We start from the raw sequence: 26,099 nt of genomic DNA, 5'->3' as shown, positions 1-26,099 counted from the left end.
GGCGCCGCGCTGCAGGCGTCAACGAGGCGCCGCGTGGTCGGGACCGTTCGACGATCCAGCGGTGCGACGGGTTAATGAGAGCATGCTTTGTGAACCGAGTCAACGCGGTTCACATGGATCGGATTCATGCACACTGTGAAGTGGTCCTGCTTGCGGTCGTCGCTATGCTCGGTGTCACATCGGCGCTCGCCGGCCGCTGACGGGGACCGGTTGCCCGGCGGAGACCGGTTGCCCGGCAGGGACCGGTTGCCCGGCGGACACCTGCCCCGACGGACGCGTGCGGTCGGCGCAGAACCGGTCGTCGAGGGGTTCGCCGACGGGTTCGCCGAGAGGGTCGCCGACGGGGACGGGGACGGGGGACGGGGGACGGGGGACGGGAACATCGAGACGCCGACGGAGAACAGGAGCAACCGTGCCGGAGAACGCAGCAGAGGTGACCGCTGCCGGAATCGCCCGCCTGGCGGGCGTCGGGCGCGCCGCGGTCAGCAACTGGCGGCGCCGGCACGCCGACTTCCCCAGGCCCGTCGGCGGCACCGAGACCAGCCCGTCCTTCGCGCTCCACGAGGTCGAGCGGTGGCTGCGCGCCCAGGGCAAGCTCGCCGAGGTCCCGCTGCGGGAAAGGGTCTGGCAGCAGCTCTCCGGCCACCCGGCGGGCGCCGTCACGGCGTTGGGGCATGCGGGCTGCCTGCTCCTGCTGGTACGTGACCGCCCCACCGCCTGGCTGGAGCTGGCCGCGGTGTCGGACAAGCGGCTGCTCACCATGCTCCCCGCCGCACTCGACACGGTGCTCACGGCCCGGTTCGGGGACCGGCGCTCTGCCGTGCCGACCCCCTCCGCCGCCGAGCTGGAAGGATCCGTGCCGCTCATGAGGGGCTCGGCCGAGCTCGCCGCCGAGACCGGGGCCCGCCAGGCGTTCGAGTTCCTGCTCGGCCGCCACCTGGACGCCAACCCCCGCCAGTACACGCTCACTCCGGCAGGTCCGGCCGAGTTGATGGCCGCCCTGGCCGGGGCGGACATCCCTGGCAGGACCGTGCTCGACCCCGCCTCCGGCACGGGCGGACTGCTGCGCGCCGTACGGCAGCCCGCCGCTCTCTACGCACAGGACACGGACCCCGAGCTGGCGTCGCTCACGGCGGTGCGCCTCGCCCTGCACGGCGACGCCGACATCCGGGCGGCCGCCGGCGACGCCCTCCGCGCCGACGCCTTCCCCGGGCTCGCCGCCGACGCGGTGCTCTGCCACCCGCCGTTCAACGAACGCAACTGGGGCCACGAAGAACTCGCGTACGACCCCCGCTGGGAGTACGGCTTCCCGGCCCGCACCGAGTCCGAACTGGCCTGGGTGCAGCACGCGCTCGCCCGGCTGCGCCCGGGCGCCACCGCGGTGCTGCTGATGCCGCCGGCCGTCGCGTCGCGCAAGTCGGGCCGCCGGATCAGGGCGGACCTGCTGCGGCGCGGGGCGCTGCGTGCCGTCGTCTCCCTGCCGGCGGGGGCGGCACCGCCCTACGGCATTCCGCTCCACCTCTGGGTACTGCGCCGCCCGGTCGCCGGTGACCGCCCGGGGCAGGAGGTGCTCCTGGTCGACACCGCCGAACTCGCGGAGCCGGGCGGCGGCCGCGGCAAACTCGACTGGCAGGGGGTGCACCGCGCCGTCCTCGAGGCCTGGCAGCCGTTCGACCGCGACGGCGGTGTGCCGGAGCGGCCCGGCAGGAGCCGTGCCGTGCCCGTCATCGAACTCCTCGACGACGACGTGGACCTGGCTCCGGCCCGTCATCTGCCTCCGCCCGCGGCCGGTGGGGGCGCGGCCGAACTCACCGGCGTGCGCGAGCGGCTGACCGAGACGCTGAGGCTCGTCCGCGACCTCACGCCGGAGGTCGCAGCGCCGGCGGCGGCAGGGGCGTCGCTGCGCCCCGGCACCACCGTCGGCGAACTGGTCCGTGCGGGAGCACTCGAACTCCGGTCCGGCGGCACCGGGACCGGCACCGGGACCGTGCCCGTCCTCACCGAGCACGACGTCCACGAGGGCACCGCACCCTCGGGGGCCCTCCCCGAAGGGCGGGCACCCGGCGAGGACCCGGTGGAACCGGTCCTGCTCCGGGCCGGAGACGTCGTCGTGCCCGTCCTCGGCGCCGGCCCGTCGGCCCGCGTCGTCGACGAGGCGACCGCCGGAGCCGCGCTCGGCCGCAACCTCCAGCTGCTGCGCCCCGATCCCGCGGCACTGGACCCCTGGTTCCTCGCCGGCTTCCTGCGCGGCACCGCGAACAACCGGCAGGCGAGCAGCTACGCCTCCACCGCCACCCGGCTCGATGTGCGCCGTCTCCAGCTGCCCCGCCTGCCGCTCGCCGAACAGCGGCGCTACGGGGACCGCTTCCGGGCACTCGCCGAGTTCGAGTCCGCGCTGCGCAGCGTGGGGCGGCTGGGCGAGCAGCTGGTGCAGGGGCTGTACGACGGACTGACCGACGGCACGGTCGAGGCCTGAGCGAGGGCTGAGCGAGGCCTGAGCGAGGGCTGGACGAGGGCTGGACGAGGTCCGAACGAGGTCTGGGGGTAGCCCGGGGCGGCGCCTGAGCGGAACCGGGGCGGAACCGGGCGGCGCCTGAGCGGGGCCGGGCCAAGGCCGGGGCGCGGCCGGGCGCAGGCCGGCGGGCGGGCCGGCCGCCGCGTGATCGGTTCAACAACGGTTCGGTACAACCCACGGCCGTACGCCGGTGTCGATGTATACGCTCGGACCTCGTGAACTCGTGGCCTCGTCCGATGAGCCGTCGTCGCAGGACGAGCAGTCCGTGAACTCACGCCAGTGAACGCACCAGTGAACGCACCAGTCCCAGGAGCAGCCATGCAGGGCCACGGCCACGGCCACGGCTACCCGCCTCGACCCGCCGGGCGCCCCGCCGAGGGCACGCTGATCGCCCTGCGCGTGCTCTTCATCGCGATGGCCGTGATGAGCTGCAGCCTGCTCGCCTGGGTGCCGATGCTGCGGCTGGCGATCGTCACCCGCAAGCCGGTCGACTGGTTCCTCTTCTGCGCCACCGTCGCGGCCAACGTGGGCATGCTGGTCTTCGCGGGCCTCTCCGCCCCCGGGGACGAGGAGATCTCCGACCCCGTGGGCTACACCATCCTCGGCTGGATCACGGTGGTGATGGTCGGGACGATCACGTACTACGTGATGGCGGAGACCCGGCACTACGAGCGGCTCAAGTCCGGCGGGGGCCCGGCGGGCGGCTACGGCCTGCCGCCGCAGCCGCCCGTGGCGGGGTACGGCTATCCGCCGGCCGGGCCCACCGGGGCGGCGGCGAACCCGTACGCCCGGCCGGCGCAGCAGCCTCCCGTACCGCGGCAGCCGCCCTCGCAGTCCGGCCCGCTGCCGCAGCCGCAGCCGCCCTCGCAGTCCGGCCCGCAGCCGTCCGCCGCGGGCCCCGCCCCCGGACCGGCAGCGGGGCATGAGCCGAACCGCCGCATCGACCAGGTCCGTGCCGAACTCGACGAACTCAGCGACCTCCTGCGCAGGGAGCCCCGCCCCGACGGCGGTGACCGGTGAACGGACGCGTCATCGCCGGGCGCTACGAACTCTCCACCGTCATAGGCCAGGGCGGCATGGGCCAGGTCTGGACGGGCTACGACCAGCGGCTCGACCGCCGCGTGGCGGTGAAGCTGCTCCGCCCCGACCACATGGCACCCGCCACGGCCGCGGAGGAGATGCGGCGCCGCTTCGTCCGGGAGTGCCGCGTCACCGCCCAGGTGACCCACCCGGGCCTGGTCACCGTGCACGACGCGGGCAGCGACGGTGACGACCTGTACCTCGTCATGCAGTACGTCGAGGGCGCCGACCTCGCCGACCACCTCGCCGAGCACGACCCGTACCCCTGGGAGTGGGCCGTCTCCGTCGCCGCCCAGCTGTGCTCCGTCCTCGGCGCCGTGCACGCCGTCCCGATCGTCCACCGGGACCTCAAGCCGAGGAACGTGATGGTGAAGCCGGACGGCACGGTCACCGTCCTCGACCTCGGTGTGGCGTCGGTCATCGACACGGACACCACCCGGCTCACCCACACCGGGTCGCCGATCGGCAGCCCGGCGTACATGGCGCCCGAGCAGGCCATGGGCGGCGCCGTCGGGCCCTACACGGACCTGTACGCCCTCGGCGTGCTGCTCCACGAACTGCTCAGCGGCAATGTGCCCTTCGCGGGTTCCACCGCCCTGGGCGTGCTCCACCGCCACCTCTACGAGCCGCCGCTGCCGGTCCGTCAGCTCCGGCCCGAGGTCCCCGAGCGGCTGGAGGCGCTGGTGCTGCGGATGCTCGCCAAGGACCCGCAGCGCCGTCCCTCGGGCGCCCAGGAGGTGTACGAGGCGCTGGCGCCGCTGCTGCCCGCGCGGCAGGCCGCGCCCGGCGGGCCGCTCGACCCCACGCGCCCCTTCCTGCGCCCGCACGCGCCCTGGCCGGACCGGGCGACGGCCCCGCCGCCACCCGACCCGCGCGTGGTGGCGGCCGCGGCCCCGGTGGCCGACCGCCCCGATGTCGCCGCAGCGGTCGACGAGGTCAAGCGCCTGCTGGGCGAGGGCAGCATCACCCGCGCCGTGGACATCCTCGGCGGCATCCTCCCGGCCGCCGCCGCGGAGCACGGGGAGCGGTCCCCGGTCGTCCGGATCCTGCGCAAGCAGTACGCGACGACGCTTATGGACGACGGCCAGTACCGCCGGGCCCTGCCCGAGCTGCGCCGCCTCGCCGACGACCGGGCCGCGGAGGCGGGCCCGGGCGACCCGCAGACGCTGCAGTTCCGCTACGACGCGGCACAGTGCCTGGAGCAACTCGGGGAGACGGCCGCGGCGCTGGCCGAGTACCGCGCGGTACTCCCCTACTACGAGAACCACCACGGGACCGGGGGAGACCCCTCCCGGGCCTTCGACATCCGGAACCGGATGGGGCATCTGCTGCTGGCGATGGGCGACCACACCGCGGGGCATCAGCAGCTGCGGAACCTGCTGTTCGACACGGAACGCGTGTACGGCCCCGGCCATCCGCTCGCCGTCGAGCTGCGCCGGTCGCTGGAACGCCAGCGCCGGTTCCGCACCGGCTGAGCGGGCCGGGGCACGGCCGCTTCCGGACCGGGCGGCTCGCGGCCCGTGGGCGTCACCGGCGCGGCCCGGCGGCTGTCACCCGGCTCGGACACTGCCACTGCGTCCGGCCACCACCCCGCCGGGCGGGCCTCACTCGGCCCGCAGGAACGCCGTTCCCGCGACGACGCCCAGGATCCTCAGCCGGGAGCCGTCGGCAACGCGCTTGGCGAGGGCCTCGCCGACGCCGGGGCGCGTGTCGTCGCCGTGTCCGTCGAGGACGACGACGGCGCCTTCGGCGGCGAGTTCCTCCGCGAGGCGGAGATCCGCGAGTACCCCCGCCACGGAGGGATCACCGGCCAGGACGACCACGCCGTAGCGCCGGTCGGACACCTCCGCACGGACACCGGTGTCGCCGGACTCACCCCGGAGGAGCCGGGCCTGGGCGCCCGAACGACTCCCGCACAGCGCCAGGTTGGCGCGCACGACGTCCTCCCTGACCGGGGCGGGCGCGGTGCCCGACGGCACGAGGGCGCCGGCCAGCGGGTCGACGACCGTCAGCCGCGGCTCGACACCCGCGCGGTGCAGCATGCGCAGCAGGGCGGCCGCGAACAGCCCGTGCTGGGTGCCGATCTCCAGCACCTCCTCGTTCGGCGGGGCCAGCAGCGGCACGGTCGCCAGCTTCCCGCAGATGTCCGAGGTCGAGCCCGCCATCCGGCCGACGCCCAGCGCCTCGAGGGCCACCACCGTGCGGTACGCCACCGTCAGATCGCGGCGCGCGTGCTCGCCGGACGCGCCGGTCACGGTGGTCACCTCCCGGACCAGCGTGTCCAGTTGGGTGGCGGTGGCCATCCGGTGGCCGTCCCGTCCGGCGTGGTCGAGCAGTAGCCCGAGCCCGTAGCTCTGCCGCCGCAGGTCGGCCACTTCGTGGTGGAGCGCGTCGAGGTCTGCCTGGAGTGCGGTGGTCGCACGCTCAAGGCGCTGTTCCACCAGTGAGAAGGCCGGTCGCAGCATCCGCTTCGCCAGCCGGTTGCTCAGGAGGGAAGGCATGGCCGGGAGGTTACGCCGCGATTTCCGCTCAAGAGGCCACCAAGGGGGGCCATTCGGGTGAAGTCTTGGTGTCCTTCCGTTGACTCGCCCGTACAGCGGGTAGCGGGCCGGACCTCGTCCCGGGCCGGCCGGGCCCGCCACGGGGCCCGCCACCGGGCCCGACCCGCGCCCTGGGCCGACGGCCCGCACGGCCCGCGCACCGCAGACCGCGCCCGCGCACCGGCGCCCGCGCGCCCAGCCGGGCGACCGGGCGGCCGGACGGCTCTCACGTCCCGTAGACCACCGTCACCTTGCTGAACCCGAGCGAGCGCAGCAGCCCCTCCAGCATCCGTGTCGTGTTCCGCTCCGCCTGTGCCGTGAGACGGCTCTCCTTCGCGGCGGTGGCGATGTGCCGCACCGCGAGCTGCTGGACCGCCTGCTCGCTGTTGGGGTTGTCGGAGAGGAGGTCGCCGAGCCGGTCGAGCAGCCCGCGCTGCTTGGAGACCGCGTAGGAGCGGTCGGGGTCGAGCGCCGGCCGCTCCAGGACGGCGTGCGGGAGCCGGATCGTCGCGGCGGTGCGCTCCTCGTTCACGACGACGTCCTTCTCCCCGAGCGCCCCCATGTCGACGTACGCGTCCACGCTGCCCGCCCCGACGTACAGGACCCTGGTCCCCCGCAGCACGTCCGGTACGTACTTGGTGTCCTTCTCCAGGTCCACCACCACCTGGAAGTTCCCCGTGGCCGCCTGGTAGCGGCTCAGGTCCTGGACCGACTCCAGGACGGCCGGCCCGGAGCGGTCCCGCGTCTGCTCACCGAACAGGGCGCCGAACCCCGGCAGCCCCGGCAGCCCCCGCAGCTGCGCCCCCGCCACCAGCAGCGCGGCCACCAGCAGGATGCCGACCGGTACCTTCACCCACCACGACACAGACCTCACCGCACCCATAGCCCGGCCCTCCCTCGCCCTACGGATGCCCCGGCCGCCGCCGATCAGGCGTGCCCGTGCGGAACCGGTACGCGGCACCGCACCCCGAGCGGTCCCGGATCGTTGACCGAATCAGTGGCGGCGAAGTGGTGGCCTGCACCACGCCGACTGCCTACCATCGATCACCGCAAGGTCTTTGTGCACCGCGTCACAAACGCTCCGCGTCACGATCACCACCGCACGCCGGGAGGCCCCTTTGCACCGCCGCCGTCGCACCGCGCTCGCCCTCTCCGCCGCGCTCGTCTCGGCGGCGCCCCTGCTCGCCGCCTGCGGGAACGACGCGCACCCGGGCGCCGCGGCCGTCGTCGGGGGCGACCGCATCGAGGTGTCCGCGCTCCAGGCCGAGGTGCGGGACGTGCGGGCGGCCCAGGAGACGTCGCCCGAGGCCGCTCAGCTGATCAAGAACACCGGGCAGCTCAACCGGGCCAAGCTGCACGGGATGATCTTCGACCGCATCCTGGAGCACGCGGCGGAGGAGAGTGGCGTCACCGCCTCCCGCAAGCAGGTCCAGGACGCCCGGGCGGCCGCGGCCCGGCAGTCCGGCGGCGAGGAGCAGCTCGCCGCGATGCTGCTCCAGCAGCGCGGGGTCGCCCCGGACCAGATCGACCAGGCGGTGCGCGAGGAGGTCCTGCTGACCGGGCTGGCCCGGGCGCTGGACGCCGACCTCGGCACTCCGGAGGGCCAGCAGAAGGTCGGTGCCGCGCTGACGGCCGCGTCCAAGGAGCTCGCGATCGACGTGAACCCGCGGTACGGCACCTGGGACGACGCGAAGATCCAGCTCGGCGACTACAAGGCCCCGTGGATCACCCAGGTCACCAGGCCGCAGGAGGGCATCCAGGCCGGGGCGTAGCCGGGCCGCCCGGGGCGCGGCGCAGCCTCCCGGGCTTCTCCGCGTGGTGAGGCGGCCCGGCCGCGGCCCTGCCGGAGGGCAGCGGTGAGGTGCCCTCACCGGACCTCAGGGCCCGGCCCCGGTGCCCGTCCGCCCCGGCGTAAGGTCGAGGGGTGAACGCTGAAGCGCCCGTCGAGCCCGGCCGAATCGTCCTGCTCACCGCCAGCCACCGCGTCGCGCCCGGACTGCTGTCCTGGCCGGCGTGGCGGACCCTGCGTGCCGCCGACCGCGTGCTGTGCGCCGACGCGGAGCACCCGCAACTTCCGTACCTGAGGGAGGCGGGCGTCGACGTGGAGATCGCCGCGCCCACCGCGCAGGAGCTGGTGGACGGTTGCGCGGGAGGCCGGACCGCGGTGGTCCTCGCGGCCGGTGAGGGCGACCGGGCGCTCACCGACGGCCTGGCCCGCATGGCCGGCTCGGGCCGGGTGTCCATGCCGGAGCTGGAACTGCTGCCCGGCTCCTACGACCTCCCGGGCGCCCGGCTGCTCGATCTCGTCCAGGTCATGGACCGGATCCGCCGCGAGTGCCCGTGGTCCTCGCAGCAGACCCACAAGGGCCTCGCCAAGTACGGCATCGAGGAGGCGTACGAACTCGTCGAGGCCATCGAGGACGGGGACCGCGACGAGCTGCGGGAGGAGCTCGGCGACGTGCTTCTCCAGGTCGTCTTCCACGCGCGCATCGCCCAGGAGGCGAGCGGTGCGGAGGGGGACGAGGCGTTCTCGATCGACGACGTCGCCGGGACGATCGTCGACAAGCTCATCCACCGCCACCCGCACGTCTTCGGTGACGCCCGTGCCGAGACCCCGGAGGACGTCAAGGAGCACTGGCTGCGCACCAAGGCGGTCGAGAAGCAGCGGGAGTCGGTGACCGACGGCATCCCGCTCGGTCAGCCGGGACTCGCTCTCGCCGCGAAGCTGGCGGGCCGGGTGCGGACCGCCGGGCTGGACGTGGAACTGCCCACGGAGGACGGCGACCGCGCCGTCGGGTACCAGCTGCTCGCCATGGCCGTACGTGCGGAGGCCGAGGGCTACGACCCGGAGGCCGCCCTCCGTGCCGCGGCCCGCGCCTACCGTGACGCGATCCGCACCGCGGAGGCCGCCGCCCGGCAGTGAGGCCCCGGGCCGGGACCGGAGCAGCCGGACCGCAGCCGGGACCGAGACGACCGCGACCCCGGCCCGGGACCGAAACGGGCCGACGCCGACGCCGACGCCGACGCGGAGGTCGTCCGGGCGGGCGGGCGCGTCAGTCCCGTGTTCCGCGCCGCCGCTCCACGGCGGTGAGATCGATCTCGACGGGGCAGGGGACGTCGACCTTGAGCCGGTTGTGGTGGATGCCCGTGACGGCGTAGGAGCGCGTCGCGGGATCGAGTTCGTAGACGTAGACCACGGGCAGGCCGTCGTTCTTCTCGACCCGCCAGAAGTGCCGGATGCCGGCCGCCGCGTACTTGCGGGGCTTGAGTTCGCGGTCGCGCTGGACTGACTCGTCGGAGACGATCTCGACCGCGAGCAGGATGTCGTCCGGGGCGTACCAGGTCTGCTCCGGCCCCGTGCGGGCCCGCCACGGAACCACCATGAGATCGGGCTCCGGTCGGTCGCGCTCGCCCAGCTTGGTGGTCATCTCCCGGACGACGTAGAGGTCGTCCGGTGCCTGCCGCACCAGTTCGTTCTCCAGCAGCCTCAGCGCGGCCATGTGGAAATCGGTCTGCGGAGTCACGAAGAACAGTCCCCCGTCGATCAGCTCGGTGTGCGGCGGGAGACCCTTGATCCGGTCGAGGTCGTCCGCCGTCCACCCACCGGGGGGCGGGACCGGGAAGGCATACTGCTCCTCCCGGTCGTCCCGGTCGTCCCTCCGGTCCTCGGCTGCGGCACTCATCAGCGCTCCCATGTGACGGAGTCTCGCGGGTACGGTCAGCGTACCCACGGGGAACGGCGAGAGGTCAGCCGAACGGATGACCGACCCCTCCCGGGTTAACGTCGACCCATGCACGACCAGCCGTCCCGCGTCCCCGGCGTCCCCGGCGTCCCCACCGTTCCCACCGTTCCCGGCGTCCCCGCCGCCCCCGAGCTCTTCACCTGGGAGTTCGCCACCGACCCCTACCCCGCCTACGCCTGGCTCAGGGAGCACGCGCCGGTGCACCGGACCCGGCTGCCCAGCGGGGTGGAGGCGTGGCTGGTGACCCGGTACGCGGACGCCCGGCAGGCCCTCGCGGACCAGCGGCTCAGCAAGAACCCGGCGCACCACGACGAGCCCGCGCACGCGAAGGGGAAGACGGGGATCCCGGGGGAGCGCAAGGCGGAGCTGATGACGCATCTGCTGAACATCGACCCGCCGGACCACACCCGCCTGCGGCGGCTGGTGTCCAAGGCGTTCACCCCGCGCCGGGTGGCCGAGTTCGCCCCGCGGGTGCAGGAGCTGACGGACGGGCTGATCGACGGTTTCGCGCAGCGGGGGCACGCGGACCTCATCCACGAGTTCGCCTTTCCGCTCCCCATCTACGCCATCTGCGACATGCTCGGCGTCCCCCGCGAGGACCAGGACGACTTCCGCGACTGGGCCGGAATGATGATCCGTCACGGCGGCGGGCCGCGCGGCGGTGTCGCCCGGTCGGTGAAGAGGATGCGCGGCTATCTGGCCGAGCTGATCCACCGCAAGCGGGAGGCGCCCGGCGACGACCTGATCTCGGGACTCATCAAGGCGTCCGACCACGGCGAGCACCTCACCGAGAACGAGGCCGCGGCCATGGCCTTCATCCTTCTCTTCGCCGGGTTCGAGACGACGGTGAACCTGATCGGGAACGGTATGTACGCGCTGCTGCGCGATCCGGGGCAGCGGCGGCGGCTCCAGGACTCGCTGGCCGCGGGCGAGACCGGCCTGCTGGCGACCGGTGTGGAGGAGCTGCTGCGCTTCGACGGGCCGGTGGAGCTCGCCACCTGGCGCTTCGCGACCGAGCCGCTGACCCTCGGCGGGCGGGAGATCTCCGCCGGCGACCCGGTCCTCGTGGTGCTGGCCGCCGCGGACCGGGACCCGGAGCGGTTCGCGGAGCCCGACACCCTCGATCTCGGCCGGCGGGACAACCCGCACCTCGGGTACGGGCACGGCATCCACTACTGCCTGGGGGCGCCGCTCGCACGGCTGGAGGGGCGGACCGCGCTGGCGGCTCTCCTCGGCAGGCTGCCCGACTTGCGGCTTGCGGTCGATCCGTCGGAATTGCGGTGGCGTGGGGGACTCATCATGCGCGGATTGCGCACTCTGCCCGTTGAATTCACCCCCCGCTGAATCTGACGGTACGTCAAGGCTGTGACTTTTGCGTGATCTCCGCTGCATCGACTTGTGACTGAGGCGGGAAGGCGGCTACGTTCACCCCGACTCCGGGCCATCGAGGTTTCAACCGCCTCGACGGTCCCGGGAGTTTTCTGTAGTCACACGGAAGGCACACCGCATGCTGTCCGGGAACGGCCGCCACCGCCGACCTCGTCAGGCCCCCGCCCTCATCGTCGCGGCAGGGGTGACCGGATCGGCCATCGCCATCCCGCTGCTCGGTGCGGGTACCGCCTCCGCCGCCGACACCGCCACCTGGAACCGGGTCGCCGACTGCGAGAGCGGCGGCGACTGGGGCGCCAACCTCGGCAACGGCTACTACGGCGGCCTCCAGATGTCCCAGGAGACCTGGGAGGCCTACGGCGGCACCGCCTACGCGCCGCGCGCCGACCTCGCCAGCCCCGCCGAGCAGATCTCCGTCGCCGAGATGGTGCTCGCCGCCCAGGGTGCCTCCGCATGGCAGAGCTGCGGTGTGATCACGGGTCTGGCCGCGGGCTCCCAGCCGGCCGGCACCCCGTCCACCGACCCGCTGGGCGGCCTGGTGAAGGCGCCCTCGTTCGGCGACGGTGCGGCCGCCGCGCCCGAGCCGCAGGCCGGGGCCCCCTCGGCCGCCGGCGCCGAGCCGGGCGCGGGCGTGTCCTCGCCCGAGCCGTCCGCCCCGCCCTCCGGGTCCCCGGAGGGCGCTCTGCCTGCCGAGCCCACGGGGGAGTCCTCGGAGCCCGCCGGGAACGGCGAGAGCCCGCAGGAGCCGGCCGACGCCGCCGACGGGGGCACGGGCAAGCACCGGGGTATCCCCGCCACCGAGGCGGGAGAGTCGGGCAATTCGGGCGATGAGCGTGATTCAGGGCGTCATGCCTCGCGAGGTGACGAATCCGCACGAGAGGGCGCAGCGGCGGGAGATGGGTACGTCGTCCGCAGCGGCGACAGCCTCTCGTCGATCGCCGACGCCAACGCGGTGCCCGGCGGCTGGCCCGCCCTCTACGAGACGAACCGGGATGTCGTCGGCGCCGACGCCGACCTCATCCTGCCTGGCCAGAGCCTCGATCTCGGCCTGGAGAAGGGCGAGTTGCCCCAGTAGTTCGGGCGCTTATGTCCCGTTCTGTTCGAGTGAGACAAGAGTCTCTTCCGGTCAACTGGCGCCGCAGGGCGGTCAACTCCGGTCATCAAGGCTCTCATCTGCGAAAACGGACATGTTGCTCCATCAGATATGGGCGATTTCTCCCCGATGTTCGTCTTTGAACATCGGGGAGACGTGTGTCTACGGTCTGAACCGCTCGCAACGCGGGCCCCGTCGACCGCACGCCGAATCCTGCCGGCGGCCGTCGGGAACAGTCGTCGCGCAAGCGCCGAAGGCAGGAGCGGGGGACCCAAGGTAAGTGCCGGACCGGCCCGAGCAGGGCTGCCCGGCTAGGGGTGGAGCCGTGCGCTCGTCGCGCGGCCGGGCACCACATCGGCCCGAACCCGACAGCTCACCTCGCAGGCGTCGGTGAGGAGAACTTCGATGCTGCTTTCCGGCAAGGGCAAGCACCGTCGCCCGACGGTCTTCCAGCGGTCCACCCGTGTCGTCACGCTCGCCGGTGTCGCCGGCGCCGCCATCGCCGCCCCGCTGATGGCCTCGGGTACGGCGTCCGCCGCCACCGCCTCCGAGTGGGACGCCGTCGCCCAGTGCGAGTCCGGCGGCAACTGGTCGATCAACACCGGCAACGGCTACTACGGCGGGCTGCAGTTCTCGGCCTCCACCTGGGCCGCCTACGGGGGTACCGCGTTCGCCTCCACCGCCGACAAGGCGAGCAAGGCGCAGCAGATCCAGATCGCCGAGAAGGTCCTGGCGGGCCAGGGCAAGGGTGCCTGGCCGCACTGCGGCACCGGCCTGTCGAACGCCGCGTACGACGGCGCCGCTCCGGCCGCCCCCAAGGCCGCCGCGCCGAAGGCCGAGCCCGCCCCGAAGCGGGCCGAGGCCCCGACCACCCGCTCCGAGCGTGCGGCCGCCCCGGTGAAGAAGGGCGACGGCGAGTACACGGTCAAGGCCGGCGACACCCTCAGCAAGATCGCCGAGGACCGGAAGGTCAAGGGCGGCTGGCAGAAGCTGTTCGAGCTGAACAAGGACATCGTGGACGACGCGAACGTCATCCACCCCGGCCAGAAGCTCCACCTGAGCTGACACCCCGGGCCCTCGGCCCCCGGACCAGGTCCCGCGCCGTCCGGACCGACGTCGGGCGGCGCGGGACCGGTCGGCCCCGTCCGGCGGTGCCGCCGGGGCCGACCCTCCGCTCCGGTGGGCCCGGCGGACCACCGGACCGTGCGCACCCCCGCCCCGGCCGCACGCGGCCTCCCCTTACACCCCGCGGTCGCGCGGGCACGGGAGTCTCGCAGCGGCCGGGGCATTTGCCGGTTCGGTCCGCTTTTTCGTCCCACGGGGCGGGCATCTGCCGACCGATGCCCGCCAGGCGGTTAGGCTCTTGCCGCAAGGCCAAAGGGACCCTGCACCGACACGGCTCCGCCTGTGTCACCTCACGCGTCACATCCCAGAAGGAGATGCTCGTGCCGTCCATCGACGTCGTCGTAGCCCGGGAAATCCTGGACTCCCGAGGCAACCCCACGGTCGAGGTCGAGGTCGGCCTCGACGACGGCAGCACCGGCCGTGCTGCCGTTCCGTCCGGCGCGTCCACCGGCGCCTTCGAGGCCCTCGAGCTCCGCGACGGCGACCCGAACCGCTACCTGGGCAAGGGTGTCGAGAAGGCCGTCCTGGCCGTGATCGAGCAGATCGGCCCCGAGCTGGTCGGATACGACGCCACCGAGCAGCGCCTGATCGACCAGGCGATGTTCGACCTCGACGCCACCCCGGACAAGTCCTCCCTCGGCGCCAACGCGATCCTCGGTGTCTCCCTCGCCGTCGCGCACGCCGCCTCCGAGGCATCCGACCTGCCGCTGTTCCGCTACCTCGGCGGCCCGAACGCGCACCTGCTGCCCGTTCCGATGATGAACATCCTCAACGGCGGCTCGCACGCCGACTCCAACGTGGACATCCAGGAGTTCATGATCGCCCCGATCGGGGCGGAGTCCTTCTCCGAGGCCCTGCGCTGGGGCACCGAGGTCTACCACACCCTGAAGAAGGTCCTGAAGGAGAAGGGGCTCTCCACCGGCCTCGGCGACGAGGGCGGCTTCGCCCCCAACCTGGGCTCCAACCGCGAGGCCCTCGACCTCATCCTCGAGGCGATCAAGAAGGCCGGGTACGCGCCCGGCAAGGACATCGCGCTCGCGCTCGACGTCGCCGCCTCCGAGTTCTACAAGGACGGCGCCTACGAGTTCGAGGGCAAGGCCCGCTCGGCCGCCGAGATGACCGAGTACTACGAGGAGCTCGTCTCCGCCTACCCGCTGGTCTCGATCGAGGACCCGCTGTTCGAGGACGACTGGGACGGCTGGAAGACGATCACCGAGCGGCTCGGCGCCAAGGTCCAGCTGGTCGGCGACGACCTGTTCGTGACCAACCCCGAGCGCCTGGCCCGCGGCATCGACGAGGCCGCCGCCAACGCCCTCCTGGTCAAGGTCAACCAGATCGGCTCGCTGACCGAGACCCTCGACGCCGTCGAGCTGGCCCAGCGCAGCGGCTTCAAGTGCATGATGTCCCACCGCTCCGGCGAGACCGAGGACGTCACCATCGCCGACCTGGCCGTCGCCACCAACTGCGGTCAGATCAAGACCGGCGCCCCGGCCCGTTCCGAGCGCGTCGCCAAGTACAACCAGCTGCTGCGCATCGAGGAGATCCTCGACGACGCCGCGGTGTACGCCGGCCGCAGCGCGTTCCCCCGCTTCAAGGGCTGAGCCGGGCCCCCGCTTCGAGGGCCGTGCCCGGCGCCGGGCACGGACGGCTCCGCCCGGACCCGGCGGAAGGCTGGTTGCGTACGTCCCCGCACACGGTCCCGTACCGTGTGCGGGGACGTACGCACGTGAAGGGGAGGCGCACAGATGGCCCGGGACCGGTTCTCCACCGCGACCAGGCTGCGGCTGCTCGGTGAGCAGACCGCCGCCCGCGTCTACCGTTCGCAGACCCGCCGCCAGGCCCGGCGCTCCCGGCTCACCGGCCGGGCGGCCTTCCTCGCCCTCGTCGTATGCTCGATGATCGTCGCGCTCGCGTATCCGATGCGGGCGTACGTGTCGCAGCGGAACGAGATCGCCGAGCAGCGGCGGCTGGCCGCCCAGGCCCGCGAGCGCGTCGAGCGGCTGCGCGACGAGAAGGCCCGCCTCCGGGACGACGCGTACGTCATGCGGCTGGCCCGGGAGCACCTGCACATGGTCCTGCCCGGCGAGACCGGGTACATCATGGCCGACCCGCGGGCCGACCGGATGCCCCGCGCCGAGGAGCAGGGCCGCGGCCGGCCCTGGTACTCGAACGTCTGGGACGGCGTCGACCGGGCCGACGCGCGACGCTAGCCGGGACGGCGAACCGCGCTCGACCGGGCCGGCGCGCGACGCCGGGGACAGCCCTCAGCCCATTCACCGAACCGACGAAGAGACATACACATCCCATGGACACGCCCCCGCCGAGCACCGCGCCCACCCCGCCCACCGCGGAGGACATCGCCGCGTTCAAGGAGCAGCTCGGCCGCCCGCCGCGCGGTCTGCGGGCCATCGCCCACCGCTGCCCCTGCGGGCGGCCCGACGTGGTCGAGACGGCACCGCGGCTGGAGGACGGCACCCCCTTCCCGACGCTGTACTACCTGACCTGCCCGCGTGCGGCCTCGGCCATCGGCACGCTGGAGGCGAACGGCGTGATGAAGGAGATGACCGAGCGCCTGGAGAACGACCCCGACCTGGCGGCGGCGTACCGGGCGGCGCACGAGGACTACGTCCGGCGCCGGGACGAGATCGAGGAGCTGAAGGGCTTCCCGAGCGCCGGCGGCATGCCGGACCGGGTGAAGTGCCTGCACGTCCTGGTCGCCCACTCGCTCGCGGCCGGTCCCGGGGTGAACCCGCTGGGCGACGAGGCCATCGCGATGCTCCCCGAGTGGTGGGCCAAGGGCCCGTGCGTGGCCGCGGGTGCGGGGGACTGCGCGGACGCCGGCGCGGACGGCGGCGCATCCACCGGAACGGAGGACCCCGCATGACCCGCGTCGCCGCCGTCGACTGCGGCACCAACTCGATCCGCCTGCTCGTCGCCGACGTGGACCCCTCGACGGGTGGACTCGTGGAGCTGGACCGGCGAATGACCATCGTCCGGCTCGGCCAGGGTGTCGACCGCACCGGCCGGCTGGCCCCCGAGGCGTTGGAACGCACCTTCGCGGCCTGCCGGGAGTACGCGGGAATCATCAAGGAGTACGGCGTCGAGGCGCCCTCCGCCGGGGGCGGCGGGGGGAGGATCCGCTTCGTGGCCACCTCCGCCTCCCGGGACGCGGAGAACCGCGACGAGTTCGTGAACGGCGTGGCCGGCATCCTCGGGGTCGAGCCCGAGGTGATCAGCGGCGACCAGGAGGCCGAGTTCTCCTTCACCGGAGCCACCAAGGGGCTGCCGGGCCACGAGGAGCGGCTGGTCGTGGACATCGGCGGCGGTTCGACCGAGTTCGTCATCGGCCGCGGGCGGGTCGAGGCGGCCCGCTCGGTCGACATCGGCTGCGTCCGGCTGACCGAGCGTCATGTACGCAGCGACCCTCCGGCGCCGGAGGAGATCGCCGCGGTGCGGGCGGACATCGAGGCGGCGCTGGACCTGGCCGGGCGGACCGTGCCGATCCGCGAGGCGAGCACCCTGGTGGGCCTGGCCGGCTCGGTCACCACCGTCGCCGGTATCGCGCTGGGCCTGGACGCGTACGACTCGGAGGCGATCCACCACGCGCGGATCTCCCGCGACCGGGTCGCGGAGATCACCGAGCGGCTGGTCCGCTCCACCCACGACGAGCGGGCCGCGATCCCGGTGATGCACCCCGGGCGGGTCGACGTGATCGTCGCGGGTGCCCTGGTGCTGCTCGCGATCATGGATCGTGCCGGGGTGCCGGAGGTCGTCGTCTCGGAGCACGACATCCTCGACGGCATCGCGCTCTCCCTCGTCTGAGCCGGGGCGGAGCCGGTCCGGGCAGGGGCCCCGACGGCTGTTTTCCGGCCGCCGGAGCGCTGTCCGCGAGAAAGTTCGTGAAGTTCTTCACAAGGAAAAGGGTCCAGCCGGCCGTCGAAAGTGCCCCTGGAGGGCCCGCTGGGCCTGTTTTTGTGCCCAACTCGGCCCGTTCTACCGCGCTCCGGCAGGTGACTGCCGTGCTGCGTACCCATGGAAACCGGCCCCTGTCCGCCTTCCGCGGAGGGCGTGGGGCCAGCTCAGCGGCCCTGAGCAACGTCCGCCGCCGTACCGGTGTTCCCGACGAGTGCCATGACCTGGATCACGTGGGCGGCGGAGTGTAGCAGAGGGTCCCCCCATGCTTGTGAAGGGGCTCACGAGCACCCCCTCCAAGGGGGGTGGATACTCGATGGCATGAGCACCACGGAGCGTCCCAGGATCCTCGTAGTAGGCGGTGGGTACGTAGGCCTGTACGCAGCTCGTCGCATTCTGAAGAAGATGCGGTACGGGGAGGCGACCGTCACGGTCGTCGACCCGCGGTCGTACATGACGTACCAGCCCTTCCTCCCCGAAGCCGCCGCCGGCAGCATCTCGCCGCGGCACGTCGTCGTCCCGCTGCGACGCGTGCTGCCCAAGGCCGAGGTACTCACCGGCCGGGTCACCACCATCGACCAGGACCGCAAGGTGGCCACGATCGCGCCGCTCGTCGGCGAGGCCTACGAGCTCCCCTTCGACTACCTGGTCATCGCGCTCGGCGCGGTCTCCCGCACCTTCCCGATCCCCGGCCTCGCCGAGCAGGGCATCGGCATGAAGGGCATCGAGGAGGCCATCGGCCTGCGCAACCACGTCCTGGAGCAGCTGGACAAGGCCGACTCCACCACCGACGAGGAGGTCCGCCGCAAGGCGCTGACCTTCGTCTTCGTCGGCGGCGGCTTCGCCGGTGCCGAGACGATAGGCGAGGTCGAGGACCTGGCCCGCGACGCGGTCAAGTACTACAAGAGCGTCAAGCGCGAGGACATGCGCTTCGTCCTCGTCGACGCCGCCGACAAGATCCTTCCCGAGGTCGGGCCCAAGCTCGGCACGTACGGCAAGGAGCACCTCGAGTCCCGCGGCATCGAGATCTACCTCAACACCTCCATGGACTCCTGCGTGGACGGCCACGTGGTGCTGAAGAACGGCCTTGAGGTCGACTCCAACACCGTCGTGTGGACCGCCGGCGTCAAGCCGAACCCGGCCCTGGCCCGCTTCGGCCTGCCGCTCGGCCCGCGCGGCCACGTCGACACCAAGCCGACGCTCCAGGTGCAGGGCACCGACTACATCTGGGCCGCGGGCGACAACGCCCAGGTCCCGGACCTCGCCGCCCGCAAGGCCGGTGTCGAGAACGCCTGGTGCCCGCCGAACGCCCAGCACGCGCTGCGTCAGGCGAAGGTCCTCGGCGACAACGTGATCTCCGGTATGCGGGGCTTCCCGCAGAAGGAGTACAGCCACGCCAACAAGGGTGCGGTCGCCGGTCTCGGCCTGCACAAGGGCGTCGCGATGATCGTCATGGGCAAGGTCAAGATCAAGCTCAAGGGCCGGCTGGCCTGGTACATGCACCGCAGCTATCACGGCCTGGCGATGCCGACCTGGAACCGCAAGATCCGCGTCTTCGCCGACTGGACGCTCGCGATGTTCCTCAAGCGCGAGGTCGTCTCGCTCGGCGCGATCGAGTCGCCGCGCGAGGAGTTCTACGAGGCGGCCAGGCCCGCCCCGGCGGCGGCCCGTCCCGCCCCGGAGAAGGCCAAGGCCTCCTGACCTCCCCGCCGTAGTACCCCCGAAGGGGCCGTCCGCCATCCGTGGTGCGGACGGCCCCTTCGGCGTACTTTGGGCACGCTGCGTACGGGGAAGTTGTCTGTTTTGCCGTCCATTTGCCCATCAGGGGGACTGCGTCCGCGCGCCGACGGCGTTTACGTGGTGTTGGGCATTTCCGTCAAACAGCGTCACGGAGGTGTGCGCCATGGCCGATGCCGCTTCGCGGCTCACCGCTCTCGCCGAGGAACTACTGGGAGAACCACCCCCGATCCGCATCCGCGCCTGGGACGGAAGCGAGTCCGGTCCCGCCGACGGCCCGGTCCTCGTCATCCGGCACCGGCGGGCCCTGCGCCGGCTGCTGTGGAAGCCGGGCGAACTGGGCCTGGCCCGGGGCTGGGTGGCCGGTGAGATCGATGTCGAGGGCGATCTGTACGAGGCCCTGGGGCGGCTCGCCGGGGCGATCTGGGAGCGCTCCGAGCCCGGCCCCGGGCTGCGCTCGCTGGGCGACCCGCGGTTCCGCTCGGCCGTCCGGGAGCTGACCGCCCTCGCCGGGCCCCGCTGCTGGCTGCCGGTGCCGCCGCCCGCGGAGGAGATCGCCGGGCGCCGCGGCCCGCTGCACACCAAGGCGCGCGACCGGCAGGCGATCAGCCACCACTACGACGTCGGCAACGCCTTCTACGAGCAGGTGCTCGGACCGTCGATGGTGTACTCCTGCGCCTACTGGCGGGACGGGGGCACCCTCGAGGACGCCCAGCGCGACAAACTCGACCTGGTCTGCCGCAAGCTCGCCCTGCGCGAGGGCGACCGGCTGCTGGACGTCGGCTGCGGCTGGGGCTCGATGGCGCTGCACGCGGCGGCGGAGTACGGCGCCCGGGTCACCGGCGTCACCCTGTCCAGGGAGCAGGCCGCGTACGCCCGCAAGCGGATCGCCGAGGAGGGGCTGACCGACCGCGTCGAGATCCGGGTCCAGGACTACCGGGACGTCAAGGACGGCCCGTACGACGCGATTTCGTCCATCGGTATGGCCGAGCACGTCGGGTCCGTCCGCTACCGGGAGTACGCCGATGTGCTCCACGGGCTGCTGAGGCCCGGGGGGAGGCTGCTCAACCACCAGATCGCGCGCCGCCCCGAGCAGGACGAAGCGGCCTATCACGTGGACGACTTCATCGACGCCTACGTCTTCCCCGACGGGGAGCTGGCACCGCTCGGCAGGACCCTGTCCATCCTGGAGGAGGCCGGCTTCGAGGCCCGCGACGTCGAGTCGCTGCGCGAGCACTACGCCCTCACGCTGCGGGCCTGGGTGGCGAACCTGGAGGCCGACCGGGAGCGGGCGGTACGGCACTCCTCGCCCGGCCGTGCGCGGATCTGGCGCCTCTACATGGCCGCGTCGGCCGTGTCCTTCGAGCGCAACAGGATCGGGGTCAACCAGATCCTCGCGGTGCGGTGCCGGGACGGCGGCGGCTCGGGCCTGCCGCTCAGAGCACGCGGCTGGACCGAGACCGGGGCGGGCTGACCTCCCGGGGGCGGGCGCGGTGAGCCGGCACCTCCGCGCCTGCCCGGGCCGGGCCCCGCGCCTTCCCGAAACGGGGCGGGCCGGCCTCCCGGGCCGGGACCCGCAGGCACCCGGGCCTTCCCGGGCCGGGACCCGCAGGCACCCGCGCCTTCCCGGGCCGGGGCCCGCACCTTGCCGGGCTGGGGAGGGCCGGCCTCGCGGACCGGGACCCGCAGGCACCCGGGCCGGGCCCCTTCGCGGGGCCCGGCCCGGGCGGCCGTGATGCGTCCTCGGTACGGCTACTCGGTCTTGATCGCGGTGAGCATGTTCAGCCGTGCGGCGCTGCGGGCCGGCCACATCGCGGCGAGCACGCCCACCAGTCCGGCGAGCACCAGGAAGAGGCCGATCCGGTCCCATGGCAGGACCAGGGCGTAGCCCGGGACCTTGTCCCGGAAGGTCTCGCCGATCGCCCAGCCGAGGAAGGTGCCGAGGCCGATGCCGACGACCGCGCCGTACACGGAGATGACGACGGCCTCCAGCCGGACCATCCGCTTCACCCGGCGCCGGTCCAGGCCGATCGCGCGCAGCATGCCGATCTCCTGCTGCCGCTCGAAGACGGACATCGCCAGGGTGTTGACCACCCCGAGCACCGCGATGATCAGGGCCATCGCGAGCAGGCCGTACATGATGTTCAGCAGGGTGTTGATGATGCCGCCGAACTGGTCGCGGATGTCCTGCCGGTCCATCACCGCGATGGCGGGGTTGTCGCCCAGCGCGTCGATCAGGGCCTTCTCGTTCGCCTCGCTCTGGCCGCCGTCCGTCTTGACGAAGATCTCCGGGATGTGCGGCTTCACCTCGTGCGGGTCGGCGACCTCGGTGCTCACCAGGACCGGCGACAGGAACTCGCTGTCCTTGAAGACCGCGCCGACCTCCAGGGTCCCCTTCTTCTTGTCGCTGAAGGTGACGGGGAGCCTGTCGCCGACCTTCCAGCCCTTGCTCGCTGCCGTCTTCTCGGCGACGGCGACGCCCCCCTTCGCGAGGGTGTCCAGGCTGCCCTTCACGACCTCGACGTTCAGGACCTTCTCGACGTCGCCCGGGGTGACCGCCGAAGCGGCCGCGAAGTCGCCCTTCACCTCGAAGTACACGGCCTGCTGCGGGGAGACCGCCGAGACGCCCGGGGCCTTCTCCAGCGCGGCCAGCGCGGACCGGTCCAGGCCTCCGCCGTTGGCCATCGTGACCATGTAGTCGGCCCTGATGTTGTCCGTCGTCATCTTGTCGACGGCCCGGCCGACGGTGACGCCGAGGACGGAGAGACCCGTGACCAGGGTCAGTCCGATCGCGAGTGCGGAGGCCGTGGCACCGGTGCGCCGGGGGTTTCGGACGGCGTTCCGCCCGGCGAGCTTGCCGGCCACCGAGAAGACGCCGACGAGCAGCGGCCGTACGAGGGCGATCACGGGCCGCGAGAGCTGCGGGATCAGCACGATCACGCCGATCAGCGCGAGGAACGCGCCCGCCGCGATCAGCATCCGCCCGGTGCCGCCGGCTGCGGCGGCACCCCAGACGATGCCGCCCGCGCCGAGGCCGGTCAGGACGCCCCCGACGGAGTTGCGCAGCACCAGCGACTTGGCGCCGGGCGCCGCGTGGACGCTGCCCATGGCGGCGACCGGCGGGATCTTCGCGGCCCGGCGTCCGGGCAGCCACGCGGCGAACATCGTGACGAGCACACCGACGGCGAAGGCGGCGACCACCGGCGTCGCGGAGATCACGAGCGGGCCGTCCGGCACCTTCATGCCGAAGGCGGCCATCCCCGCGCGCAGCCCGACCGTCAGCCCGATGCCGAGGGCGAAGCCGACGGCCGAGGCCACGGCGCCGACGATCGCGGCCTCGACGAGCACCGAGCGGGTGATCTGGCGGCGGGAGGCGCCGACGGCCCGCATCAGGGCGAGCTCCCTGGTGCGCTGCGCGACCAGCATCGTGAAGGTGTTGGAGATCAGGAAGACGCCGACGAAGAGCGCGATCCCGGCGAAGCCGAGCAGGATCTGCTTGAGGGTGCCGAGCCCCTTCTCGATGTCCGCGGCCTGCTTCTCGGCGAGGGCCTTCCCGGTCTGCGCCTCGGCGTTCTCCGGCAGCAGCGGCTCCACCGCGTCGAGGATCCTCGCGGCGTCGGCAGCGGGGGCGGCGGCGACGGTGACGTCCCGGTAGTAGCCCGGCTTCAGATAGAGCTTCTGGGCCACCTCGGTGTCGAAGAGGACCAGGCTGCCACCGGCGTTCACGGCACCGTCCTTGGTGGTGAAGACACCGCTGAGGGTGTACTCCGCCACCGGCCCGTTGGTGGCGACGCGGACCCGGTCGCCCACCGTGTACCCGCCCTTGGCGGCGCTGTCCGCGTCCAGGGCGATCTGGTCGGCCTTCGCGGGGCCGCCGCCGTCGGTGAAGGTGTAGGCGGGGTCCTTGCCGTCCTTGCCGGGGGAGAAGTTGGAGCCCTTGTTCGACCAGCCGACGCCGATGAGCCTGCCGTCGGGGTCGGCGACCCCGGCGAAGCCGTCGACGCGGCCGTGGGCGGCGGCGACGCCGTCCAGCGCGGCGACCTTGCCGAGGGTCTGCTCGGAGATGCCGGGCTCCTGCCCGGGGTCCTTCTCGTCGGCGTACGAGGTGACGGCGACGGCGACGTCGTCGTAGCTCTTGGCCGACTGGTTGCGGAAGGCGTTTGAGAGGGTGTCGGCGAAGACCAGGGTGCCGGAGACGAACGCCACGCCGAGCATCACGGCGAGCACGGTCATCAGCAGCCTGGCCTTGTGCGCGAGCACATTGCGCAGGGCGGTACGGAACATGGTGTGGGTCAGTCCTGGGGTGGGGTCCGGAAGTCTGCGGTGGAGGCGTGGGTCAGCTGGTCCGGCCCTTGGCGTCGAACTCCTTCATGCGGTCGAGCACGCCGTCGGCGGTCGGCGCGGTCATCTCGTCCACGATCCGGCCGTCCGCCAGGAAGACGACACGGTCCGCGTACGACGCGGCCGCCGGGTCGTGTGTGACCATCACGACGGTCTGGCCCAGCTCCCGTACCGAGTTGCGCAGGAAGCCCAGGACCTCGGCGCCGGAGCGGGAGTCGAGGTTCCCGGTCGGCTCGTCGCCGAAGACGATCTCGGGCCGGGAGGCGAGCGCGCGGGCCACGGCGACGCGCTGCTGCTGGCCGCCGGACAGCTGGGCGGGCCGGTGTCCGAGCCGGTTGGAGAGCCCGACCATGTCGATGACGAGCCGCAGCCACTCCTGGTCGGGCTTGCGTCCGGCGATGTCCATCGGCAGGGTGATGTTCTCCAGCGCGGTGAGCGTCGGCAGCAGGTTGAAGGCCTGGAAGATGAAGCCGATCTTGTCGCGGCGCAGCTGGGTCAGCTGCTTGTCCTTGAGCGAACCGAGTTCGGTCTCGCCGATGCGTACCGAGCCGCTGCTGAAGCCGTCGAGTCCCGCGACACAGTGCATCAGCGTCGACTTGCCGGAACCGGACGGGCCCATGATCGCGGTGAACTCGCCCTGGCGGAAGTCCACGGTGACCCGGTCGAGGGCGACCACCCGGGTCTCGCCCTCCCCGTACACCTTGGACAGATCCGTGGCGCGGGCGGCCACCGCGGTGACGCGGGCGGTGGTGGATGTGGTGGTCACGAGTGGGCTCTCCTGTCGCGGCGTTCCGTGCGGACCGCACCATCGTGCTGCCCGGGCCCCCGCCGGATCGTCCGTCCCGGTGCCCGTTCCCGGGGCCTTCTCCGGTCTGACGGGGCGGCACCCCCGTCCTCCTTTGGTATGACGGCGGCCCCTGGGGCGCCTCCGGGGCGGGCACGCCTCGCCGGGGCGCCGCCGTCCGGTTCCCGGGGTGTGCCGGGGCGGCGACTTTCCGTCATTCCCACGGGTGGCGCCGGGTGCGGCGGGAGCCCGCCTCGGCAGGTGCAAACCGCCGGTCGCAAGGGCTGACGACCCCTCAGTCGTCAATAAAATAAGACAACTTAGGCACGTTGTTCCGCTGTTGGGGTGAGCCGTGCGGATAGGCTCGTGTGCGAACGCAGAGCCGCGTACGCAGGACCGCGTAACCAGCCCGGATGGTGGAATGCAGACACGGCGAGCTTAAACCTCGCTGGCCTTCGGGCCGTGCCGGTTCGAGTCCGGCTCCGGGCACGTTCATGCGTCCGCGGCGCGAGCGGTACCCGTTGAATTCTTGAACGCTTGCCCGTGCCCGCGCGGCCGCCGCCGTCGCCGGTACGCAGCCGGCCCGAAGCCACCCGGACGCCGGACCCGGTCCCCCGGAACGCCTGCCCGGCCCGCGCCCGCGTACGCCGGGCCCCTCACCCTCCGGCGGCCTTCCGGCACCGCCTCCGGAGTGAACCCCGCAGACCCGGGAATGAGTGACTCCGTTCACCGGCTGTAGTGTGAGGAGAGAGTGCACGGCGGGTGCAGGGCGACAGGTCAGTCACGATCGAGGAAAGATCCTCCTTCAGCACTAGGCCGAGGTCTTTGCCCCCGCATTACTCTTGTGTCAAGGCCGCGCAGGGCGGCCATGGAGGAGTGAGATGAGGAGCAGCAACCCGGTCTTCTCGCGACGGGGGTTCAGCCGCGACAACGGCTACGCGGGCTTCAACACCGCGCCGCAGGCCGGGGGCCCCGCAGTCGGCGGCAACCCGTACGCCCAGGGCGCCGGCAACCCGTACGCCACCAACCCCTACGCGCCGGCGGACGCCCAGCTCGGTGCCCCGCCGCAGGCACCCGCCCCGACCAATGTGATGACGATGGACGACGTCGTGGCGCGCACCGCCATGACGCTCGGCACCGTCGTGCTCACGGCGATCCTGTCGTGGGTGCTTCTGCCCGTCGACCCTGCCAACATCGGCAAGTCGTACGGCATCGCCATCGGCGCCGCACTGGTGGCCATGGTGCTGGCGCTCGTCCAGTCCTTCAAGCGCAAGCCGTCGCCCGCGCTGATCCTCGCCTACGCGGCGTTCGAGGGTGTCTTCCTCGGTGTGATCTCCAGCGCGGTGTCCACCTACATCGCGGACGGCGTGGTCGCCCAGGCCGTGCTCGGCACCATGGCCGTCTTCGGCGGTGTGCTGTTCGCCTACAAGATGGGCTGGATCCGCGTCACCCGCCGCTTCTACGGCTTCGTGATGGCGGCCGCGATGGGCTTCCTGCTGCTGATGGCGGTCAACCTGCTGTTCGCCGTCTTCGGCGGCGGTGACGGCCTCGGCTTCCGCAGCGGTGGTCTCGGCATCCTCTTCGGTGTCATCGGCATCATCCTCGGTGCCTGCTTCCTCGCCCTGGACTTCAAGCAGGTCGAGGACGGCGTCAACTACGGCGCTCCCCGCGAGGAGTCCTGGCTGGCCGCCTTCGGCCTCACCCTGACCCTGGTGTGGATCTACCTGGAGATGCTGCGTCTGCTGTCGATCCTGCAAGGCGACGACTGACGCACGGGCGGCCCGCACGGCCGCCCGGCGAACCGACGATGGGCCCGCTCCGGCATCCGCCGGGCGGGCCC

Annotated in this window: 20 protein-coding genes, 1 tRNA gene and 1 riboswitch; of the genes, 16 read left to right on the top strand and 5 right to left on the bottom strand. The window is 72.7% G+C overall.

The window, feature by feature from the left end; translation table 11 throughout:
* The first annotated feature begins 412 nt into the window (after positions 1-412).
* The 3 genes from DDW44_RS11925 (at position 413) to DDW44_RS11915 (ending at position 5,070) form a co-directional block, all read left to right on the top strand.
* The gene (locus DDW44_RS11925) at positions 413-2,476 is read left to right on the top strand and encodes an N-6 DNA methylase (RefSeq protein WP_244224007.1); all 2,064 of its coding nucleotides are present in this window, start codon (positions 413-415) and stop codon (positions 2,474-2,476) included.
* Between the two features lie 357 nt (positions 2,477-2,833).
* Positions 2,834-3,535, top strand: a complete 702-nt coding sequence (locus DDW44_RS11920) for a hypothetical protein (RefSeq protein WP_108906387.1) — start codon at positions 2,834-2,836, stop codon at positions 3,533-3,535.
* Complete coding sequence (locus DDW44_RS11915; RefSeq protein WP_108906386.1) at positions 3,532-5,070, top strand: serine/threonine-protein kinase; 1,539 nt, start codon at positions 3,532-3,534, stop codon at positions 5,068-5,070. The genes DDW44_RS11920 and DDW44_RS11915 overlap by 4 nt, the downstream gene beginning before the upstream one ends.
* 129 nt (positions 5,071-5,199) lie before the next feature.
* On the opposite strand, the gene DDW44_RS11910 is transcribed toward DDW44_RS11915, so the two are convergent.
* Positions 5,200-6,096 carry a class I SAM-dependent methyltransferase gene (locus DDW44_RS11910; protein WP_017945787.1) on the bottom strand — a complete coding sequence of 299 codons (897 nt, stop codon included), beginning with the start codon at positions 6,094-6,096 and terminating at the stop codon, positions 5,200-5,202.
* Positions 6,097-6,361: 265 nt separating this feature from the next.
* Positions 6,362-7,018 carry a DUF4230 domain-containing protein gene (locus tag DDW44_RS11905; RefSeq protein ID WP_244224006.1) on the bottom strand — a complete coding sequence of 219 codons (657 nt, stop codon included), beginning with the start codon at positions 7,016-7,018 and terminating at the stop codon, positions 6,362-6,364.
* 235 nt (positions 7,019-7,253) lie between these two features.
* Here DDW44_RS11905 and DDW44_RS11900 point away from each other — a divergent pair, with 235 nt between their 5' ends.
* Both DDW44_RS11900 and DDW44_RS11895 read left to right on the top strand, forming a co-directional pair.
* A complete protein-coding gene (locus DDW44_RS11900) occupies positions 7,254-7,907 on the top strand; it encodes a SurA N-terminal domain-containing protein (protein ID WP_027733336.1) in 654 nt (217 codons plus the stop codon).
* A gap of 152 nt (positions 7,908-8,059) precedes the next feature.
* Complete coding sequence (locus DDW44_RS11895) at positions 8,060-9,058, top strand: nucleoside triphosphate pyrophosphohydrolase (RefSeq protein WP_108906384.1); 999 nt, start codon at positions 8,060-8,062, stop codon at positions 9,056-9,058.
* Between the two features lie 130 nt (positions 9,059-9,188).
* Here DDW44_RS11895 and DDW44_RS11890 read toward each other — a convergent pair whose 3' ends face one another.
* Positions 9,189-9,818 (bottom strand): Uma2 family endonuclease, encoded by a 630-nt coding sequence (locus DDW44_RS11890; RefSeq protein WP_026281664.1) that lies wholly within the window; start codon positions 9,816-9,818, stop codon positions 9,189-9,191.
* A gap of 108 nt (positions 9,819-9,926) precedes the next feature.
* On the opposite strand from DDW44_RS11890, the gene DDW44_RS11885 reads away from it, so the two are divergent.
* The 9 genes from DDW44_RS11885 to DDW44_RS11845 all read left to right on the top strand — a co-directional run bounded on the left by DDW44_RS11885 (position 9,927) and on the right by DDW44_RS11845 (position 20,608).
* Positions 9,927-11,222 (top strand): cytochrome P450 family protein, encoded by a 1,296-nt coding sequence (locus DDW44_RS11885; protein WP_108906383.1) that lies wholly within the window; start codon positions 9,927-9,929, stop codon positions 11,220-11,222.
* Positions 11,223-11,385: 163 nt separating this feature from the next.
* Positions 11,386-12,342, top strand: a complete 957-nt coding sequence (locus DDW44_RS11880; protein ID WP_108906382.1) for a transglycosylase family protein — start codon at positions 11,386-11,388, stop codon at positions 12,340-12,342.
* A gap of 256 nt (positions 12,343-12,598) precedes the next feature.
* Positions 12,599-12,762: riboswitch (cyclic di-AMP (ydaO/yuaA leader) on the top strand.
* 3 nt (positions 12,763-12,765) lie between these two features.
* A complete protein-coding gene (locus DDW44_RS11875; protein WP_017945793.1) occupies positions 12,766-13,425 on the top strand; it encodes a LysM peptidoglycan-binding domain-containing protein in 660 nt (219 codons plus the stop codon).
* 374 nt (positions 13,426-13,799) lie between these two features.
* A complete protein-coding gene (eno, locus tag DDW44_RS11870) occupies positions 13,800-15,086 on the top strand; it encodes a phosphopyruvate hydratase (RefSeq protein ID WP_017945794.1) in 1,287 nt (428 codons plus the stop codon).
* 144 nt (positions 15,087-15,230) lie between these two features.
* Positions 15,231-15,695 carry an FtsB family cell division protein gene (locus tag DDW44_RS11865; RefSeq protein ID WP_017945795.1) on the top strand — a complete coding sequence of 155 codons (465 nt, stop codon included), beginning with the start codon at positions 15,231-15,233 and terminating at the stop codon, positions 15,693-15,695.
* A gap of 95 nt (positions 15,696-15,790) precedes the next feature.
* Positions 15,791-16,369: a DUF501 domain-containing protein gene (locus DDW44_RS11860; protein ID WP_017945796.1), complete on the top strand. Its 579-nt coding sequence runs from the start codon at positions 15,791-15,793 to the stop codon at positions 16,367-16,369.
* Positions 16,366-17,307 carry a Ppx/GppA phosphatase family protein gene (locus DDW44_RS11855; protein WP_017945797.1) on the top strand — a complete coding sequence of 314 codons (942 nt, stop codon included), beginning with the start codon at positions 16,366-16,368 and terminating at the stop codon, positions 17,305-17,307. Before DDW44_RS11860 ends, DDW44_RS11855 begins: the two co-directional genes overlap by 4 nt.
* A 411-nt stretch (positions 17,308-17,718) precedes the next feature.
* Positions 17,719-19,098 (top strand): NAD(P)/FAD-dependent oxidoreductase, encoded by a 1,380-nt coding sequence (locus tag DDW44_RS11850; protein WP_051437127.1) that lies wholly within the window; start codon positions 17,719-17,721, stop codon positions 19,096-19,098.
* Between the two features lie 202 nt (positions 19,099-19,300).
* Entirely contained in the window at positions 19,301-20,608 is a 1,308-nt protein-coding gene (locus tag DDW44_RS11845; protein WP_108906381.1) for an SAM-dependent methyltransferase, read from the top strand.
* 278 nt (positions 20,609-20,886) lie between these two features.
* On the opposite strand, the gene DDW44_RS11840 is transcribed toward DDW44_RS11845, so the two are convergent.
* Together DDW44_RS11840 and DDW44_RS11835 are read right to left on the bottom strand one after the other, a co-directional pair.
* The gene (locus tag DDW44_RS11840) at positions 20,887-23,418 is read right to left on the bottom strand and encodes an ABC transporter permease (RefSeq protein ID WP_108906380.1); all 2,532 of its coding nucleotides are present in this window, start codon (positions 23,416-23,418) and stop codon (positions 20,887-20,889) included.
* Between the two features lie 52 nt (positions 23,419-23,470).
* Entirely contained in the window at positions 23,471-24,241 is a 771-nt protein-coding gene (locus DDW44_RS11835; protein ID WP_108906379.1) for an ABC transporter ATP-binding protein, read from the bottom strand.
* 425 nt (positions 24,242-24,666) lie between these two features.
* Here DDW44_RS11835 and DDW44_RS11830 point away from each other — a divergent pair.
* A tRNA-Leu gene (locus DDW44_RS11830) sits at positions 24,667-24,748 on the top strand.
* Between the two features lie 392 nt (positions 24,749-25,140).
* Positions 25,141-26,028: a Bax inhibitor-1/YccA family protein gene (locus DDW44_RS11825; RefSeq protein ID WP_018889837.1), complete on the top strand. Its 888-nt coding sequence runs from the start codon at positions 25,141-25,143 to the stop codon at positions 26,026-26,028.
* Positions 26,029-26,099 lie beyond the last annotated feature (71 nt).

Origin of the sequence: Streptomyces tirandamycinicus (assembly GCF_003097515.1) — a bacterium.
Classification (GTDB): Bacteria; Actinomycetota; Actinomycetes; order Streptomycetales; family Streptomycetaceae; genus Streptomyces; species Streptomyces tirandamycinicus.
This window is presented reverse-complemented; position numbering and strand designations above follow the sequence as displayed.